The sequence below is a fragment of the Tepidiforma flava genome (assembly GCF_027594505.1).
Taxonomy (GTDB): domain Bacteria; phylum Chloroflexota; class Dehalococcoidia; order Tepidiformales; family Tepidiformaceae; genus Tepidiforma; species Tepidiforma flava.
This window is the reverse complement of the sequence record NZ_CP115149.1, coordinates 1,558,788-1,574,371: the sequence shown is the minus strand read 5'-3', so window position 1 is coordinate 1,574,371 and position 15,584 is coordinate 1,558,788. Positions and strand designations below refer to the sequence as shown.

The 15,584-nt window shown below is 71.1% G+C and carries 17 protein-coding genes; 8 read left to right on the top strand and 9 right to left on the bottom strand.

All coding sequences use genetic code 11. The features are described 5' to 3' along the window. Window positions 1–15 precede the first annotated feature (15 nt). Complete coding sequence (rsfS, locus tag O0235_RS08790; RefSeq protein WP_270055418.1) at window positions 16–408, bottom strand: ribosome silencing factor; 393 nt, start codon at window positions 406–408, stop codon at window positions 16–18. On the opposite strand from rsfS, the gene mnmA reads away from it, so the two are divergent. From mnmA to O0235_RS08765, 5 genes are all read left to right on the top strand, one after another. After that, the gene (gene mnmA, locus O0235_RS08785; RefSeq protein ID WP_373324294.1) at window positions 399–1,505 is read left to right on the top strand and encodes a tRNA 2-thiouridine(34) synthase MnmA; all 1,107 of its coding nucleotides are present in this window, start codon (window positions 399–401) and stop codon (window positions 1,503–1,505) included. The two genes, rsfS and mnmA, sit on opposite strands and share 10 nt — an antisense overlap. Before the next feature lie 232 nt (window positions 1,506–1,737). Beyond that, window positions 1,738–2,397 carry a hypothetical protein gene (locus O0235_RS08780; protein ID WP_270055416.1) on the top strand — a complete coding sequence of 220 codons (660 nt, stop codon included), beginning with the start codon at window positions 1,738–1,740 and terminating at the stop codon, window positions 2,395–2,397. A 68-nt stretch (window positions 2,398–2,465) separates the two neighbouring features. Further along, window positions 2,466–3,221: a type 1 glutamine amidotransferase gene (locus O0235_RS08775; RefSeq protein ID WP_270055415.1), complete on the top strand. Its 756-nt coding sequence runs from the start codon at window positions 2,466–2,468 to the stop codon at window positions 3,219–3,221. Window positions 3,222–3,293: 72 nt separating this feature from the next. Beyond that, window positions 3,294–4,250, top strand: a complete 957-nt coding sequence (gene lgt / locus O0235_RS08770; protein ID WP_270055414.1) for a prolipoprotein diacylglyceryl transferase — start codon at window positions 3,294–3,296, stop codon at window positions 4,248–4,250. Between the two features lie 19 nt (window positions 4,251–4,269). Continuing rightward, a complete protein-coding gene (locus tag O0235_RS08765) occupies window positions 4,270–4,521 on the top strand; it encodes a glutaredoxin family protein (protein ID WP_270055413.1) in 252 nt (83 codons plus the stop codon). A gap of 70 nt (window positions 4,522–4,591) precedes the next feature. Here the strand turns inward: O0235_RS08765 and O0235_RS08760 are convergent, their stop codons facing one another. The 3 genes from O0235_RS08760 to O0235_RS08750 are packed head-to-tail and all read right to left on the bottom strand — an operon-like array spanning window position 4,592 to window position 7,392. Continuing rightward, complete coding sequence (locus O0235_RS08760; RefSeq protein WP_270055412.1) at window positions 4,592–4,864, bottom strand: YgaP family membrane protein; 273 nt, start codon at window positions 4,862–4,864, stop codon at window positions 4,592–4,594. Window positions 4,865–4,892: 28 nt separating this feature from the next. After that, entirely contained in the window at window positions 4,893–7,016 is a 2,124-nt protein-coding gene (locus O0235_RS08755; RefSeq protein ID WP_270055411.1) for an MMPL family transporter, read from the bottom strand. Between the two features lie 40 nt (window positions 7,017–7,056). Further along, entirely contained in the window at window positions 7,057–7,392 is a 336-nt protein-coding gene (locus tag O0235_RS08750; protein ID WP_270055410.1) for an ArsR/SmtB family transcription factor, read from the bottom strand. Between the two features lie 99 nt (window positions 7,393–7,491). Here O0235_RS08750 and O0235_RS08745 point away from each other — a divergent pair, with 99 nt between their 5' ends. Further along, entirely contained in the window at window positions 7,492–8,235 is a 744-nt protein-coding gene (locus tag O0235_RS08745; protein ID WP_270055409.1) for a hypothetical protein, read from the top strand. 76 nt (window positions 8,236–8,311) lie between these two features. After that, window positions 8,312–9,067 (top strand): class I SAM-dependent methyltransferase, encoded by a 756-nt coding sequence (locus tag O0235_RS08740; RefSeq protein ID WP_270055408.1) that lies wholly within the window; start codon window positions 8,312–8,314, stop codon window positions 9,065–9,067. Window positions 9,068–9,077: 10 nt separating this feature from the next. Here the strand turns inward: O0235_RS08740 and mgtE are convergent, their stop codons facing one another. From mgtE to O0235_RS08725, 3 genes are all read right to left on the bottom strand, one after another. Then, entirely contained in the window at window positions 9,078–10,421 is a 1,344-nt protein-coding gene (gene mgtE / locus O0235_RS08735; RefSeq protein ID WP_270055407.1) for a magnesium transporter, read from the bottom strand. A 235-nt stretch (window positions 10,422–10,656) separates the two neighbouring features. Then, window positions 10,657–11,403, bottom strand: a complete 747-nt coding sequence (locus O0235_RS08730) for a GNAT family N-acetyltransferase (protein ID WP_270055406.1) — start codon at window positions 11,401–11,403, stop codon at window positions 10,657–10,659. 269 nt (window positions 11,404–11,672) lie between these two features. Continuing rightward, complete coding sequence (locus tag O0235_RS08725; RefSeq protein WP_270055405.1) at window positions 11,673–11,891, bottom strand: hypothetical protein; 219 nt, start codon at window positions 11,889–11,891, stop codon at window positions 11,673–11,675. A 161-nt stretch (window positions 11,892–12,052) separates the two neighbouring features. On the opposite strand from O0235_RS08725, the gene O0235_RS08720 reads away from it, so the two are divergent. Next, entirely contained in the window at window positions 12,053–12,880 is an 828-nt protein-coding gene (locus tag O0235_RS08720) for a hypothetical protein (RefSeq protein WP_270055404.1), read from the top strand. A gap of 90 nt (window positions 12,881–12,970) precedes the next feature. Here the strand turns inward: O0235_RS08720 and O0235_RS08715 are convergent, their stop codons facing one another. Continuing rightward, window positions 12,971–14,794: an ABC transporter substrate-binding protein gene (locus O0235_RS08715; RefSeq protein WP_270055403.1), complete on the bottom strand. Its 1,824-nt coding sequence runs from the start codon at window positions 14,792–14,794 to the stop codon at window positions 12,971–12,973. A 115-nt stretch (window positions 14,795–14,909) separates the two neighbouring features. Then, a complete protein-coding gene (locus O0235_RS08710; RefSeq protein WP_270055402.1) occupies window positions 14,910–15,563 on the bottom strand; it encodes a M23 family metallopeptidase in 654 nt (217 codons plus the stop codon). Window positions 15,564–15,584 lie beyond the last annotated feature (21 nt).

Below are 15,584 nucleotides of genomic sequence, written 5' to 3'. Positions count from 1 at the left end.
GGGCGGGCCGGCGGGTCAGTCGGCGAAGCGGACGACCGGGGAGGTTCGGCCCCAGAGCTCTTCGAGCCGGTAGTAGGCGCGCTGGTCGGCGGTGAACAGGTGGACGATGATGTCGCCGAAATCGAGGAGCACCCAGCCGCTCTCGGGCGAGCCTTCGCGGTGGCGGAGCGGGATGCCCTGCGGGCCGAGGTCGCGCTCGAGGTACTCCACGAGGGCGTCGAACTGGAGTGGCGACTGGGCGGTGGCGATGACAAAGTAGTTGGTGAAGGTCGCGGTCCGCGAGATGTCGATGAGGGCGATATCGAGCGCTTTATGCTCGGAAAGCACATCGACGGCGCGCTGCGCGAGGGTCTCGGGACTCAGACGCGAACTCCTGCCCGCCGCTGCGGGCGAAAGGTATGGTAGCACAGGTGACGCGACGCCCCCGGGTGGTGGTCGGGATGTCCGGCGGAGTGGACAGCTCCGTCGCGGCGGCGCTGCTCCTCGAGCAGGGCTACGAGGTGGTGGGCGTGACGATGCGGCTGTGGACGGAGGAGCGGCCGGAAGAGTACCGCGGGCATCAGCAGTGCTGCAGCATCGAGGACATCGACGATGCGCGGCGGGTCGCGGGGCAGCTGGGCATCCGGCACTACGTGATGAACTTCGAGCGGGAGTTCCGCGAGCACGTGGTGGAGCGGTTCGTGGCCGAGTACGCGGCGGGGCGGACGCCGAACCCGTGCGTGCGCTGCAACGAGCACATCAAATACCGGGCGCTGCTGGAGCGGCTGCCGGCGCTGGAGGCGGAGTACATCGCGACGGGGCACTATGCGCGGGTGGTGTTCGACGATGCCGCCGGGCAGTACCGGCTGCTGCGGGGCATCGACCCGGCGAAGGACCAGTCGTACGTGCTCTACATGCTGGGGCAGGAGCAGCTGCGCCGGCTGCTCCTCCCGGTTGGCGGGCTGACGAAGGAGGAGGTGCGGGCCCACGCGGCGCGGCTGGGGCTGGACGTGGCGGCGAAGCCGGACAGCGTGGAGATCTGCTTCGTGCCGGGGAATGACTACCGTGCATTCGTGGAGGCGCGGGTGCCGCAGGCCCCCGGGGAGCTGCGCGACGAGACGGGGCGGGTCATCGGGGAGCACCGGGGGATCGCGGCGTACACGATCGGGCAGCGGCGGGGGCTGGGCGTCGCGGCGGGCGAGCCGCGGTACGTGACGGGCATCGACGCCGCGCGGAACATCGTGACCATCGGGCCGGAGGAGGCGCTGTTCGCGGACACGGTGGAGGCAGGGGAGGTGACGTGGGTCGCCGGGGAGGCGCCGCCGCCGGGGACGCGGCTGGAGGCGAAGGCGCGCTACCGGGCGGAGCCGGCGGCGGCCGTGCTCGCGGAGGCCGGGCCGGGGCGGGCCGTGGTGCGGTTCGAGAAGCGGCAGCGGGCGCTCACGCCGGGGCAGGCGATCGCCTTTTACCGCGGGGAGGAGGTGCTGGGCGGGGGGACGATCGAGGGAGCAGGGAGTAGGGATTAGGGAGGAGGGAGAAAGGGAGAAAGGGAGAAAGGGAGAAGGGGAGAAGGGGAGAAGGGGAGAAAGGGAGAAAGGGAGAACGGGAGAAAGGGAGGAGGGAGGAGGGAGCAGGGAGCAACAATAACCTCCAGCCTCCGACCTCCTGTGGCGCGCGGCGCGGGCGGGCGCGAACGCCGTCTTGAAATTTTCATATCGCTGCGATACGGTCCGCGCATTCTGAACCGGGAGGCGCGCCGTGGATGAGCACGACATCGGCAGGCGGGTGAAAGAGGGCATCATCGGGGTCATCCGCGGGACGGGGGAGATCACCTCGGCGGCGGTGGAGACGGTTGCCGATACGGTCCAGACGATCGTCCGGGAGACGGGCGAGACCGGCGGGGCGGTTGCCAGCCTCGCCATCAACGCGACGAAGGGCGCCATCGACGCGGTCGGCGAGGTGGTCGGCAAGGCGGTGACGACGGCCTCGAAGACGCTTTCGACGACGGTCGAGGCGGCGAGTGTGACGGCGGCCTCGGTGGGACATGCGGCCAAAGCGGCCGTCATCGGGACGGTCCGGGGGACGTCGGAAGCCGGGACGGAGACGGTTTCGGCGATTTCGCTTTCGGCGCGGAGCGCGGTGAGCGAGGCGTCGAAAGTCGGGGCCGACGTAACGGCGGCGGCCGTGGGCGCTGTGGAAGGAGCCATCGAAGCTGCGAAGAGCGCGACGATCACGGCCGAGGAGGCGGCGAGCGCGGCGGCCACCGGCGCCGTCGAAGCGGCCGGCGAAATCAGCGAAGCGGCGGCAGTCCGCGTCCGGCGGGCGGTGGAAGGGACGATCCAGGGCGTGAAAGTCGTCGTGAAGACAGCTGTCGGCCGCGACAACGGCTCGAAGCCGGAGGGTGGCCAGCAGCAGTAGCAGGGCAGTGGAAGGGAAGAGTCCTTCCTCCTCCCTGCTCCCCGCTCCCGCCTGATACGCTGAGGGCTATGGAGCTGCGGGTGGCGCACCTCTACCCGGAGGTGATGAACCTGTACGGCGACCGCGGGAACGCGATCGCGATCCGGGCGCGGTGCGCGCGGCGGGGCATCCGCTGCGAGGTGCTGCCGGTGAACATCGGTGACCCGTTCGACCCGATGGAAGCGGACCTCGTCCTCATCGGCGGAGGGCAGGACCGGGAGCAGCGGCGGGTGGCGCCGGATTTGCTGGAGCGGGGGCCGGCGCTCCGCGAGGCCGTGGAGGGCGGGCTGCCGGTGCTGGCGGTTTGCGGGGGCTTCCAGCTCTTCGGGCACCGGTACATCGACCACGACGGGGGCGTCATCCCGGGCATCGGCGTGTTCGATGCGGAGACGCGGCACCCGGGGCCGGTGGCGGACCGGTGCATCGGCGACATCGTGGTGGAGACGCCCTTCGGTGAGGTGGCGGGGTTTGAGAACCACGGCGGGCGGACGTACCTCGCGCCGGGGCAGGCGCCGTTCGGGCGGGTCCGGCTCGGCTTCGGGAACAACGCGGAGGACGGCACGGAGGGAGCCATCCGGGGCAACGCGGTCGGCACCTACCTGCACGGGAGCCTGCTGCCGAAGAACCCGGCGCTGGCGGATGCGCTCATCCTCGCGGCCCTGCGGCGGCGGTACGGACCGGGCGCGGAGCTGCCGGCGCTCGATGACGCCGCCGAGGAGCGGGCGCACGCGGCAGCCGTCCGCGCGGCGGAGCGGCGGGCGCGGCGGCCGGCGCGCCAGGCCTGAACGCGGCCTTTCCGGGGAGCAGCCGGGCGGAACTATCGCGTGGGGGCGGCCGGCGCTACCCTGTGCGCAGCTATGGGCGCCATCTTCCTCCCGTTCCTCGCGATCGTCATCGACATCAATCCTGTGATGGCCGAGTTCGGGCCGTTCACGCTGACCTGGCACGGGCTGTTCACGGCGATCGGCATCCTCGCCGGGGTCACGCTCTCGGTCTGGCTGGCGAAGCGGGACGGCATCCCGGTGGAGGTGGCGCAGGAGATCGCGCTGGTGGGCGTCCCCTGCGCCATCGTCGGCGCGCGGCTGTTCTACGTGGTCGAGCACTGGGACCGCTTCCAGAACGACCTGCCGAGCATCGTGTTCGGCATCACGGAGGGCGGCATCACCCTCTACGGCGGGCTGGTGGGCGGCGTGCTCGGGGGGCTCATCTACGCCATCTGGCACAAATGGCCGATCGGCATCGGGCTGGATGCGGCGGCGCCGGGGATGATCCTCGGGCAGGGCATCGGCCGCATCGGCGACCTGATCAACGGCGAACACATCGCGAAGCGGACGGACCTGCCGTGGGGGGTGAAGTACCTCCACCCGGACAGCCCGCAGTACCAGTACAACCTGCTGAACCAGGACCCGAACAATCCGCTGCGGCCGCTCGATACGTATGCGGTGCACCCGGTGGCGGGCGGCTACGAGCTCATCGGGGATTTCATCATCCTCGGCATCCTGCTGTTCGTCTGCTACCGGGTGATCAAGGTGCCGGGCTGGGTGTTCTGCTCGTACGTGGCGATGTACGGCATCATGCGCTTCTTCCTTTCGTACTTCCGGGTGGACGAGCAGGTGATCGGCGGGGTGCCGGTGCCGCAGATCACGGCGGCGATTACGCTCGGCATCGCGGTCATCGCGGCGGGCATCCTCTACAAGAAGCCGGGGCCGATTACGCCGGAGTATGCGATGCGGGTCTGGGGCCGCCTGCCGGAGGACATCGCGCCGAAGGACGAGGGGCAGACCGGGGCCGGCGCCGAGGCCACCCGCGCCTGATCGGCCGGCAATGCTGCAGGTGACGCTCTACCGCGGCCGGGCGTGCGGCCTCTGCGACCGGGCCGAGGCGATGCTGGCGCGCATCGGGCAGCGGCTGCCGCTGGCGGTGGCGACGGTGGACATCGCGAGCGACCCGGAGCTGGAGGCGACGTACTTCCTCGACATCCCGGTCATCGAAGCGGAGGGGCGGGTGATCGCGCGGGGGCGCATCGCAGAGCCGGCGCTGGCGGCGGAGCTGGAGGCGCTGCTGGCGGAGCGCGGCGGGCCCTGAACGGCGAAGGGCGCCGGGACAGCGACTGGCCCGGCGCCCTTCGGGAATGCCGCACGCAGCAGGCGGCGGGTCAGCGCTTCGGCGGGCGGGCGGCGCAGGAGTTCGCGCCGAAGAAGTGGCCGCCCCAGAGCGGCGCCAGCGGGCAGAGGTTGAGCGCGCCGGTCAGGATGGGGACGAGGCCGAAGACTGCGAGGGCGATGCCCGCCGGGCCGCCGACCGCGAAGAGGCCGGCGCCGACGAGGGTTGCGCCGAGCGCGGCGCGGAGGAGGCGGCCCGGCTTCGAGGCGACGAGGCGGGGGAAGCGGCCGGGCCGGGGTTCGCTGACGGGTGCGGTGCGCTGCATGGCGGGGCTCCTTTCGCGGGTGCGGCGGTCAGTGGGCGAAGCGGACGTCGGGCAGGACGCGGTCGGCCCAGCGGGGCAGCCACCAGGCGCGGCGCCCGACCATGGACATGACGGCAGGGACGAGGACGAGCCGGACGATGAAGGCATCGACGAGGACGGCGGTGCCGAGGATGAGGCCCATCTCCTTCATCGGGAGGGTGCCGGCGAGGGCGAAGGTGTAGAAGACGGCGATCATGACGCCGGCGGCGGCGACGATGGGGCGGCCGGTGTGGGCGAGGGAGCCTTCGATCGCCTCGTCCGGGTCGTTCGAGCGCTCGAAGTGTTCGCGGGCCGAGGCGAGGAGGAAGACGGTGTAGTCCATCGAGATCGCGAACACGAGCGCGAAGAAGAAGAGCGGGGCCCAGGATGTCAGGTAGCCCTGGCTTTCGAAGCCGAGCGGGCCGGCGAGCCAGCCGTGCTGGAAGGCGAGGGCGCCGACGCCGAAGGCCGCGCCGACGGAGAGCAGGTTGAAGACGACGCCGGCGAAGGCGATGAAGACGGCCTGGAGGGCGAGGAGGAGGAGCAGGAAGCCGAGGACGAGGACGATGCCGATGACGAGCGGGGCCGTGGAGCGGAGCGCCTGGTCGAGGTCGTAGTTCTCGGCGACGGGGCCGCCGACGAGGACCTGCGAGGGCAGGCGGTCGCGCAGGGAGGCGACGACGCCCATGATCGCCTCGCTGGAGGGGTCGAAGGCGGTGACGGCGGTGATGAGGTGGGAGCCGCCGGCGCCGGGCTGGGGCGGGTAGGTCATGGCGACGCCGGGGGTGGCGGCGACGGCCTCCGCCACTGCGGCGGGGTCGCCGTCGGCGGGGACGATGACCTGGATCGGGCCGGGCGCGCCGGGGCCCATGCGGGTCGCAAGCGCTTCGTAGCCTTCGCGGGCCTGCTCATCCTTCGGGAGGACGGAGATGGAGGGCATGCCGGTTTCGAGCCGGAGCAGCGGCGCGGAGAGCCCGAGGAGGAGGGCGACGGAGGCGAGGGCGAGGACGCCGCGGCGGCGCTGGACGCGGCGGGCGAAGGCGGCCCACCACGGGCTGCGGTGCTCGCCGACGGAGTGCCAGGGCAGGGCGAGGCGGTTGATCCAGGGGCCGATGGCGGCGGGCAGCAGCGTGAGCGCGGCCAGCAGGACGAAGGCGACGGCGAGCATCATGCCCGCGGCCATCGAGCGGAAGGCCGGGATCGGCACGAGGAGGATGGCGGAGAGGCTGATGAGCACCGTCAGGCCGGAGAAGAGGACGGCCTTGCCGGCGGTATCCATCGTGACGGCGACGGCGAGGAGGCGGTCGTCCGGGGTCGCGTGGATAGCGCCGCGGAAGCGGGAGACGATGAAGAGCGCGTAATCGATGCCCAGGGCGAGGGCGAACATGATGGCGAAGTTGAGCGTCCAGATGGAGAGGTCGGTGACGCGGGTGATGCCGTAGAGGACGCCCATAGCGGAGATGAGGCCGGCGGCGGTGAGCATGAGCGGCAGGCCGGCGGCGGCGAGGGAGCCGAAGGCGACGACGAGGATCAGGGCCGTGACCGGCCAGGTGAGCATCTCGGCCTTCATCATCCCTTCGCGGTTGACGGCGTTGAAATCGGCCCAGAACGCGGGGGAGCCGGTGAGGGCGACGTGGACGTCCGGGTCATCGAGAGCGCCGATGTCGTCGGCGATGCGCTCGGCGGCGCGGACGGCCTCGGTGGGGCTGACGGCGGCCCCGGCCTGGATCATCACGGTGCGGCCGTCGGGGCCGGGCTGAGGGGGGAGGGCCTGCCCGAGGGCTGGTTCGCCGGCGAGGACGGCCTGGGCGGCGGCGATTTTCGCGGTGAAGGCCGGGTCATCGGCAGCCGCGGTATCGGACCAGATGACGACGACGGCGGACTGGGAGGAGAGGCCGCCGAATTCGCGCTCGATGACCTGGCGGGCGGCGAGGGAGTCGGAGCCTTCGACCTCCCACATGGCGCCGGAGAGGGCGTGCTCGAGCTTCGGGGCGAAGGCGCCGAGGGCTCCGGCGAGGAGGATCCAGGCGAGGATGACGGGGAGGCGGCGGGCGGCCATCCAGCGGCCGACCCGGCCGAGGGGGCCGGGCCGCCAGTGTACCGGTTCATGACGATGCAGCGATGGTTCGGGCAAGGGGATGCTCCTCCGCGGGCGGTGTGATGGGGGTTACGGGTCAGCGGGTCGTCGAGAAGGCCCGGGCCTCAGCTTCGGCCTGTTCGCGCAGGCGTCCGCAGACGAGGTCGCAGAGGGTGGTGAGCGTCGGGTCCGTGACGCGGTAGAAGGCGGCCGTTCCTTCAGCGCGGCGGGCGACGATGCCGGCATCAGCGAGGATTTTGAGGTGCTTGCTGATGTTGGCCTGGCTCATGTCGAGGCGTTCGACGAGCTGGGAAACGTTGAGTTCGCCTTCGAGCATGAGGGTCCGCAGGATGGCGAGGCGGGTGGCATCGCCGAGGATGCGGAAGCGTTCTGCGACGGGTTCGAGGAGGTGGGGCGGGACCATCTCGGCCATGCGTCAAACTCTATCGCCATAGAGCGATGAAGCGCAAGGGGGCGGGCGGCTGTCGAGGCAGTAATTGGTGGCCGAAACATCATGTGACGGAGGAGAACGATGCAGATGCTGCAGCCGGTGTTTAGCTACGGGAAGCGTGGGCTTGCGAAGTTCTGGTCGTGGCCATGGAAGGTCAAAGGGCCGGTGCTGGGGTTTGGGACGCTGTTCCTGCTGGTCGCGGCCACTTCGGGCGGTGCGCAGGAGCGGCAGTCAAACGCCGCGGCGGGCGGCCCGGCAGCCGCTGCGCCGGCTTCCCCTGACCCACTGGCTGACACCGCGTCGCCGGCGGCGATGACGGCGCCTTCGCCTTCGCCGACGGCCGCCCAGTCCACGCCGACGCCAACCCCAACCGCGACGTCGCTGCCGCCGACCCAGACGCCAACGCCAACCGCGACGCCGACAGCCACGGCACCCGCGACGCCGACTCGAGCTGCGGCCGCCACACCACCCCCGACAGCAACGCCGACCCGCCCGGCGCCGACGAACACCCCGGTCCCGGCGCCCGCGATGAGTTGCACCCTTTCGGCATCGGTGAGCGACCCGACTCCGCCGCAAAACGGGGACGTCACGCTGACGGCGGTCCTATCCTGCACGGGCGGGTCGCCCGCCGGTGCGACGGTCACCTCGAAGTGGCGGTTCAAGTCGACGACCTCCAGCTGCGATACGACGGCCGGACCCGACGGCATTGCCACGTGCACGCGGAGCATCGGGGCGGCGACGAAGGGCTACACCGTCGTGATTGATGTGACAGCCACGAAGAACGGCATGTCCTGGAAGGCTACTACCTCGTTCACGCCGCGCTGAGCCGGTCCCCCGGCGCATCGACAGGGCGGGGCGGGCGTGCCACGATGGCGGCATCCTGCGCGGGGAGGTGCGCGCCATGGCGGGCGACGTCCGTGAGCAGTTCGGGCAGGCGGCGGCCGCCTATGCGACGTTCTCCTACCACGCGAGCGGGCCGGACCTACCGGTCATCATCGAGGCGGCCGGGCTGACGGGCGCGGAGACGGTGCTCGACCTGGGGACCGGCGCGGGCCACACGGCGATGGCCTGCGCGCGGCACGCGGCCCGGGTGGTTGCGGTGGACGTCACGCCGGAGATGCTCGCGGCGGCGGCCGACCTCGCGGCGAGCCGGCGGATCGGGAACATCGAGTTCCAGGAGGCGGACGCGGCGCACCTGCCGTTCGAGGACGGGGTGTTCGATGCCGTGACCTGCCGGGTCGCGGCCCACCACTTCGCGGATGTCCGGCGCGTGATCGATGAGGTGCGGCGGGTGCTGCGGCCGGGCGGGCGTTTCGTCCTCGCCGATACGGTCGCGCCGGAGGATGCGAAGGCGGATACGTTCCTGAATACGATCGAGTACCTGCGCGACCCGTCGCACGTGCGGGACTACCGCGGCTCGGAGTGGCTGCGGATGCTGCGGGCAGCCGGCTTCGAGGCGGAGATGGTGTACCGCATGGTGCTGGCGCTGGACGGGGCGGACTGGGCGGCGCGGCAGCGGACGCCGCCGGAGAAGGTCGCGATGATTCGCCACCTGTTTGCCGAAGCGCCGCCGGCGCTGCGGGCCGCGTTCGAACTCCGGGATGCGCCGTGGGGGTTTTCGCAGCCGATCGCGGTCATCCGGGCGGTGCGCGCCTAGCGGCGCGGCGTCAGACGCCGAGGATGACGGCTGCCGTGGTGAAGTAGATGGCGAGGCCGGCGACGTCGGCAACGGTGGTGATGAGGGGGCTGGAGGCGACGGCCGGGTCGAGCCGGAGCCGGCTGAGCAGGAAGGGGAGGACGGCGCCGACGAGGTTCGCCGTGAGGACGATGAGGCACATGGCGATGCCGACGACGAGGCCGATCTCGGGCCCGCCGCGGAAGATGCCGAGAACGGAGGCAGCCGCGGCCATGCTGGCGCCGAGGGCGAGGCCGACGGCGAGTTCGCGGGCGAAGGCGCGAAGCCAGCCGCCGCGGTCGAATTCGCCGGTGGCGAGCGCGCGGACCACGAGCGTGGCGGATTGCGCGCCGGTGTTGCCGCCGCTGTCGATGAGCAGGGGGATGAAGAAGGCGAGGGCGATGGTGCTCGCGAGCACGTCTTCGTAGGCGGCGATGACGGTGGAGGAGGCGAGGTTGAGCACGACCAGGCCGACGAGCCAGGGCACCCGCTTCCGGTAGAGCTGGAGAAGGCTGGCATCGCGGTAGCGGGTATCGAGGGGAGCGACGCCGCCGACCTTGTGGAAGTCTTCGGTGGCTTCTTCGCTGGCGATATCGAGGACGTCGTCGATGGTGACGATGCCGACGAGGGTGTTGTCGGAATCGACGACGGGAAGCGCGTGCAGGTCGGACTGGCGCATCAGGCGGACGGCTTCTTCGCGGTCGGCGAAGGCAGAGATGGCGGCGTACTGGCCGTCCATGAGGTCGGCGACGCGCTGCTCGGGGCGGGCGGTGATGAAGCGGGCGAGTTCGAGCGCATCGAGCAGGCGCCACGACCGGTCGACGACGTAGATGACGTTGACGGTCTCGGCGCGGCGGGCCATGGCGCGGATGTGGGCGAGCGCTTCTTCGACGGTCCACTCGGGGCGGACGGCGACGTAATCGGGCGTCATGACGCGGCCGATGCTCTCCTCGGGGTAGCCGAGGAGGGCGCGGGCCTCGGCGAGGTCCTCGGCGGGGAGGAGATTGAGCAGGTGCTGGGTGAGGGGGCCGGGGAGCTCTTCGAGGAGCGCCGTGCGGTCATCCGGGCGGAGCGAGGCGAGGAGACGGCGGGTATCGCGGTCTTCGAGGCCTTCGATGAGGCGGCGGGCGCGGTGGACGCCGACCTGCGCGATGACGTTGGAGGCGCGGTCGCGGGGGAGGAGGCGGACGACGAGGGCCTGCTCGCGGGGGTCGAGTTCGTCGAGGAGGTCGGCGAGTTCGCCGGGGTTCCATCTTTCGAGCTCGGCGCGGAGGCCGAACCAGTCGCGGCGGTCGATCAGCCGGCGGACGTCGTCGATGGCGATGGCCTGGGTCATGGGGTTCCTCCTTGGGGGCTGGGGCGGCCGCGGACGGGGCCAGCTTCTCCCCGCGGAGGGAACCGGGCGTTATCGCCGGCGGGCGGAAAGGAGGCGGGCGGCCGCGGCAGCGCGGGCGGGACCGGTCAGCGCGGGACTGCCGTCGGGACTCATCGCGGGGCCTCCTTTCCGGGGGTTTCGCTTCCTGTGTTCGACGGTAGCGGCACGGGGGGAAACGGTCGACCCCTGCGGGAGGTTACCGGCCGGCCCGGTCCTCGAGGCGGAGGCGGAGGAGCTGGCGGGGCTGGCCGCCGAGCCGGCGCTTGTACTCCTCGTCGCCGCGGAGGAAATCGAACCGGCGGACGCCGCGCTCGATGGCGTCGCGGATGGCCCACGCTTTGCTGATGAGGCCGGGCGCGAGGTGGGCGAGGGCCGGGTCGTAGCCGCTGTTGTACAGGAAGACGGTGCCGCCGAATTCGAAGGTGAGGGTGACGCCGGCGGGCCGGCCGTCGAGGGTGGTGAGCCCGAGGGCGAGCTGGCCGCGCGGGGCGAATTCGCGGGCGAGCGCGCGGAAGAAGGTCTCCATCGCGGGGGTGAGGAAGGCGGCCTTGGCCGGGCTGCTGGCGCGCATCAGCTCGAACAGCAGACCGAGCCGGGCGGCGACGGCGTCGCCGGTGAGGCGTTCGAAGGCGGCGGCGCCGGCAGCCTCGAAGTTGCGCAGCTTGCGGCGGAGTTCGTGGCGGTCGTGCTTCGGGAGGCTGGCGATGAATGCTTCGAACGATGCCGGGAGGTCGACCCCCGGGCAGACGGCTTCCGGTTCGGCGGCGAAGCTCCAGCCCCAGCGTGCGGCGGCGGCTTCGAACGCGGCCGGCCACGGGCCGCCGGCGGGGATGCCCCAGGCGTCGAGGGCGCGGGTGAAGTCTTCGCGCAGCCATTCGAGGATGCCGGCGGCGACGGCCGGCGCTTCTCCGGGGATGGCGAGCGGCCCGGCGAGGTCGCGCACGTTGGGATCGCCGAGGTCGCGCAGCGCCGGCGGGCTGGAGGTCGAGCGCGGCGACGCCGATGAGCGTTTCGCCGCGGCGGATGGCGAGGACGACGGGTTCGGCCCCGGCGCCGAAGACGCTGAGCCAGGCGCGGTGCCAGGCCGGGAGGTGGAAGGGCGCGGCGCCGGGGACGGCGGCGGCGAGGGCCTCCCATTCGGGGGCGAGCGCGTCGAACTCCTCGGCGGTGATGAGGGGAAGGGGTTCGAAGCCGGGGGCGCCGTCCATCGGGTCAGCCGCGGAGGCCGTAGGTGCCGGAGCGGGGGCGCTCTTCCCAGAGGCCGCAGGCGGTTTCGGTGTCTTCGAGGAAGGGGCCGACGCATTCGCGGCCGTCGCGGATGATGTGGCGGCAGAGGTTGAGGAGGCCCCGGCCCTGGCGGAAGTCGCCCATGGTGACCTGGAGGTAGAGGCAGCGGGCGGCGAGGCGGAGCGGTTCGTGGCTTTCCGTCATCGCGTAAGACTTTACCGCCCGCGGCGGGGAGCGGGGAACGGCGGGGCTGGACCGGGACGCAGGGGCCGGGCGCCGCGTGTTGGGGAGGTTCCGGATGTCCTTGACGGGCGCGACTGCCGTTCGCTAGGGATAAGAGGGAAGTTCAGCAGGGAGGGAGGCCGATGGCGGACCCGGAACTGTTGACGCAGGAGATTGCGGGGCTGCGGGAGACGATCCGCGCGCACGACGGCTCGAACGTGGCGACGTGGGCCTTCGCGCGGAAGGTGGACCAGCTGATCAGCGATTTCTACGACGACATCGATGAGCTGACGGCGCTGCGGCTGGGCGACATCCTGGACCTGTTCCTGATCAAGGCGCTGTACGTGAACCGGCGGAGCCGGGACGCGGAGACGCTGACCTACCTGGGGCGGCTGCTGGAGCGGTATCTGCAGGCCTCGGAGCTTTCGCTGGGGCCCGGCCGGGGGTACATGCCGTACCTGGCGGACCTGGTGGAGGAGACGGCAAACCCGAGCGGGGCGTACCAGAACGCCTTCGAGGCGTACCGGAAGTACGGGGACAACGCGCTGTTCATCTCGGGGGTGTTCCCGGCGAGCCTGGGGCGAAAGCGGGCGGCCGGGCGGATGGGGGGCGCGCCGCACGTGGACCGGCAGTACTTCATCACGCTCGGGCGGCGGTACTACGAGATGGCGGCGCGGCACGACATGGCGGAGTGGGTGCGGCTCCGGTCGACGCTGGAGCGGCTGGCGCGCTTCTTCGAGGTGTACGTGGAGGCGCTGAACGAGATCTCGGACCGGTACGTGATGGGCATCGATATGCAGCTGATCGCGGACAAGATGCTGGATGCCTTCAACCGCTACCGGGTGACGAAGGACGAGCGGCACCTGGCGCTGGCGCGGAAGTACGCCGCGCTGCTCCGGCTGGATGCGCGGAACTGGCCGGCGCTGGCGCAGCTGGAGACGCGGGCGGACCCAGGCCCGGCCTATTACTGAGGCCGGGGATGCCGGGCGGGACGGCGAACGACGGGAGGGGCTGCCGCGATGGCAGCCCCTCCGCGCTGACGGCCGGGTGCGGGCCGGGGCCTAGGCCGGGCGGCCCTGCCAGGTCGGGTCGGTCTGGTCGAACCAGGCTTCGGTGACGGCCTGGTGGCTGGTGACGAAGGGGACGATCTCGCCGGTCTTGAAGTAGTTCCAGCGCATGATGCGGGAGACGCCGACGAGGGTGTAGGGGACGCCCGCGCCGTAGTTCTTGATGAGTTCGCGGACGACCTCCTTGTTCATCTCCTGGCGCTTGGCGATGTCGAACTCCTGCATGAGGGCGTCGGTGAGCTGGTCGACCTTGTCGATCTTGACGCCGAACTGCTGGAACTGCGGGTTCTTGGAGTTGTAGCTCAGGTAGTTGAGGAGGGATGGCTCGGGGTCGGTGATCTCGGTGATCCAGCCGTACCAGATGTTGTTCTTCCCGTTGCCGTACTCCTGCTTGACGATCTTGGTGGTGATGGTGGAGTAGGGCTCGATCTTGGCGGAGAACTTGTTGCCGAGGACCTTCTGGAGCTGGTTGGTGATGAGGGCCGCGCCGCCGGAGTAGAGGCCCTCCCAGATGTCCGGGATGTCGACGATGATTTCGCCGAGGGCCGGGCCGCCGCCGGCTTCCCACATCTTCTTGGCCTCGGCTTCTTCCTTGGCGCGGTCCTCGAGGTAGCCGGGGAAGGTGATGAGCTCCTTCTCGGTGATGGTGAAGGCGGCCTGCGTGGGCGGGACGTTGCCGGAGAGGACGGCGTTGCCCTGGAGGAGCGACTGGACGAGGGCGCGGCGGTCGAAGGCGCGGAAGATGGCGCCGATGAGGTTCGGGTTGTTCCACGGGGCGGCGCCGCCGTAGTAGGTGCCGGCCTGCGGGTTCGCCGAGAACTGCTTGTACTCGGTGATCTTGCCCTGGTAGCGCTTCAGGAGGTCATCGGCGACGGCGTTCTGGGTGGGCGTGAAGGAGTCGAGCTGCTTCTGTTCGAAGGCGGCGAGCTGGGCGGTCTGGTCGGTGAAGAGGTTCATGTACTTCACGCCGTCCCAGTTCACCTGCTTGTAGAACTTTTCGTTGCGGACGAGTTCGAGTTCGCCTTCGGACTTGAAGGACTTGAGGATGAAGCCGCCGGTGCCGATGACGAGTTCGGGCTTGAGGTTGGCGTAGTCCTTTTCGAAGGCGTCGATGGCCTCGGGGGCCTGGACCTTGGCGTAGGCGCCGGCGAGGGTGTTGAGGAAGAACGGGTTTGGGCTCTTGAGGGTGACCCGGACGGTCTTCTCGTCGACGACTTCGACCTTGTCGACGACCTGGAAGGCGGACTTGCGGTAGAAGTTCGGGTCGTCGGTGCCGTCGCGGAGCTTGCCGGCGACGTTGCGCTGGATGAACTTGGCGATGTCCTCGGCCTTGGCGGCGCGGCCGTTGACGGGCGGCTTGTCGTGCCAGAAGACGTTGGGCCGGAGGGTGAAGACGATGGTCTGCTTGTCGGGCTGTTCCCACTTCTCGGCGAGCGCGCCGCCGATTTCGCCCTTCGTGTAGCTGTCCCACTGGACGACGCCGAGGTTGGTCCAGCCGAAGAGCGTGGAGACCGGGGTGAAGCGGGAGCGGTCGATATCGAAGGTGTCCCAGGTGTTGCCGGCGGAGGTGAACTTGGCGACGCCGCCCTTCTGCTTGGCGACCTGCGTCGGGGAGGCGGCTGCGGTGGGCGAGGCGCCGCCGGCCGGGCGGGTGGCGGTGGGCTGGCCGCCGGTGTCGTCGTCATCGCCGCCGCCGCAGCCGACGAGGCCGAGCGCGGCAGCGCCGACGCCGGTCACGGCGGCGCTGCCGAGCAGGCGGCGCCGCGTGATGCCCTGGCGGGCGAGTCTGCGGGTCCAGTAGTTGTTGCTGTCAGGCACGTTGAGCAATCCCCCTCGTTCGTTCGGCGGGTTCTATAGCTGCCATAGAACCCGCCGTCGCGGAGTATACGCGCCATCGGGGTTTTGTCGATGCACCTGCTTAGCGCCTCCTTAATCATTCCGCTTCCCGGGCGAGCCAGCGCGCGAGGAACGGGTTGGCGGCGCGCTGGATGTCGAGGATGAGGCGGGCGGGCGAGCCGGGCGGGTAGATGGCGAGGTCATCTTCGGCGCGGCTGGCGAAGAGGGCGCCGGCGGCCTGGAGCCCGGCGTAGATGGCCGCGGCGGCGGCGCGGAGGAGGCGGGCGTCGTCGAGGAGCAGCGGGGCCGGCGAGACGACGGCGAGGGGGTCGGCGAGGCCGGGGCCGCGGACGGCCGGGCTGTGGCCGCGGGCGAGGCCCCAGTGGAGGTGCGGGCCGGTGCTGAGGCCGGTGGAGCCGCAGAGGCCGAGGCCGTCGCCGGCACGGACGGGCTGGCCGGGCAGGACGTCGACGCGGCTGAGGTGGGCGTAGAGGGTCCGCCAGCCGCCGGGGTGCCGGAGTTCGACGGCGTTGCCGAAGACGGGGTCGCCGCTGCGGGTTTCGAGCACGACGCCGGGGGCCGGCGCGCGGACCGGGGTGCCGGCGGGGGCGGCGATGTCGGCGCCGGTGTGGCCGCCGGCGTGCTCGGGGATGGTGCGGCTGCCGAATGTTGCCGTGATGGTCCCGGTCATCGGCAATCCGATATAGTTGGCGCGGTCGATGAGGGCTGGCCCGAAGGTGATCGTGTCCATGGCGGGAAGGCTGGCGGCCGG

Bases quoted from the DNA above. Each gene is read 5' to 3' on its own strand.
- lgt (WP_270055414.1), top strand. From the start codon at position 3,294: ATGGGCGCCATCTTCCTCCCGTTCCTCGCGATCGTCATCGACATCAAT.
- O0235_RS08760 (WP_270055412.1), bottom strand. From the start codon at position 4,864: ATGCAGCGCACCGCACCCGTCAGCGAACCCCGGCCCGGCCGCTTCCCC.
- O0235_RS08725 (WP_270055405.1), bottom strand. From the start codon at position 11,891: ATGACGGAAAGCCACGAACCGCTCCGCCTCGCCGCCCGCTGCCTCTAC.
- mnmA (WP_373324294.1), top strand. From the start codon at position 399: ATGGTAGCACAGGTGACGCGACGCCCCCGGGTGGTGGTCGGGATGTCC.
- O0235_RS08710 (WP_270055402.1), bottom strand. From the start codon at position 15,563: ATGGACACGATCACCTTCGGGCCAGCCCTCATCGACCGCGCCAACTAT.
- mgtE (WP_270055407.1), bottom strand. From the start codon at position 10,421: ATGACCCAGGCCATCGCCATCGACGACGTCCGCCGGCTGATCGACCGC.
- O0235_RS08775 (WP_270055415.1), top strand. From the start codon at position 2,466: ATGGAGCTGCGGGTGGCGCACCTCTACCCGGAGGTGATGAACCTGTAC.
- O0235_RS08750 (WP_270055410.1), bottom strand. From the start codon at position 7,392: ATGGCCGAGATGGTCCCGCCCCACCTCCTCGAACCCGTCGCAGAACGC.
- O0235_RS08740 (WP_270055408.1), top strand. From the start codon at position 8,312: ATGGCGGGCGACGTCCGTGAGCAGTTCGGGCAGGCGGCGGCCGCCTAT.
- O0235_RS08720 (WP_270055404.1), top strand. From the start codon at position 12,053: ATGGCGGACCCGGAACTGTTGACGCAGGAGATTGCGGGGCTGCGGGAG.
- O0235_RS08745 (WP_270055409.1), top strand. From the start codon at position 7,492: ATGCAGATGCTGCAGCCGGTGTTTAGCTACGGGAAGCGTGGGCTTGCG.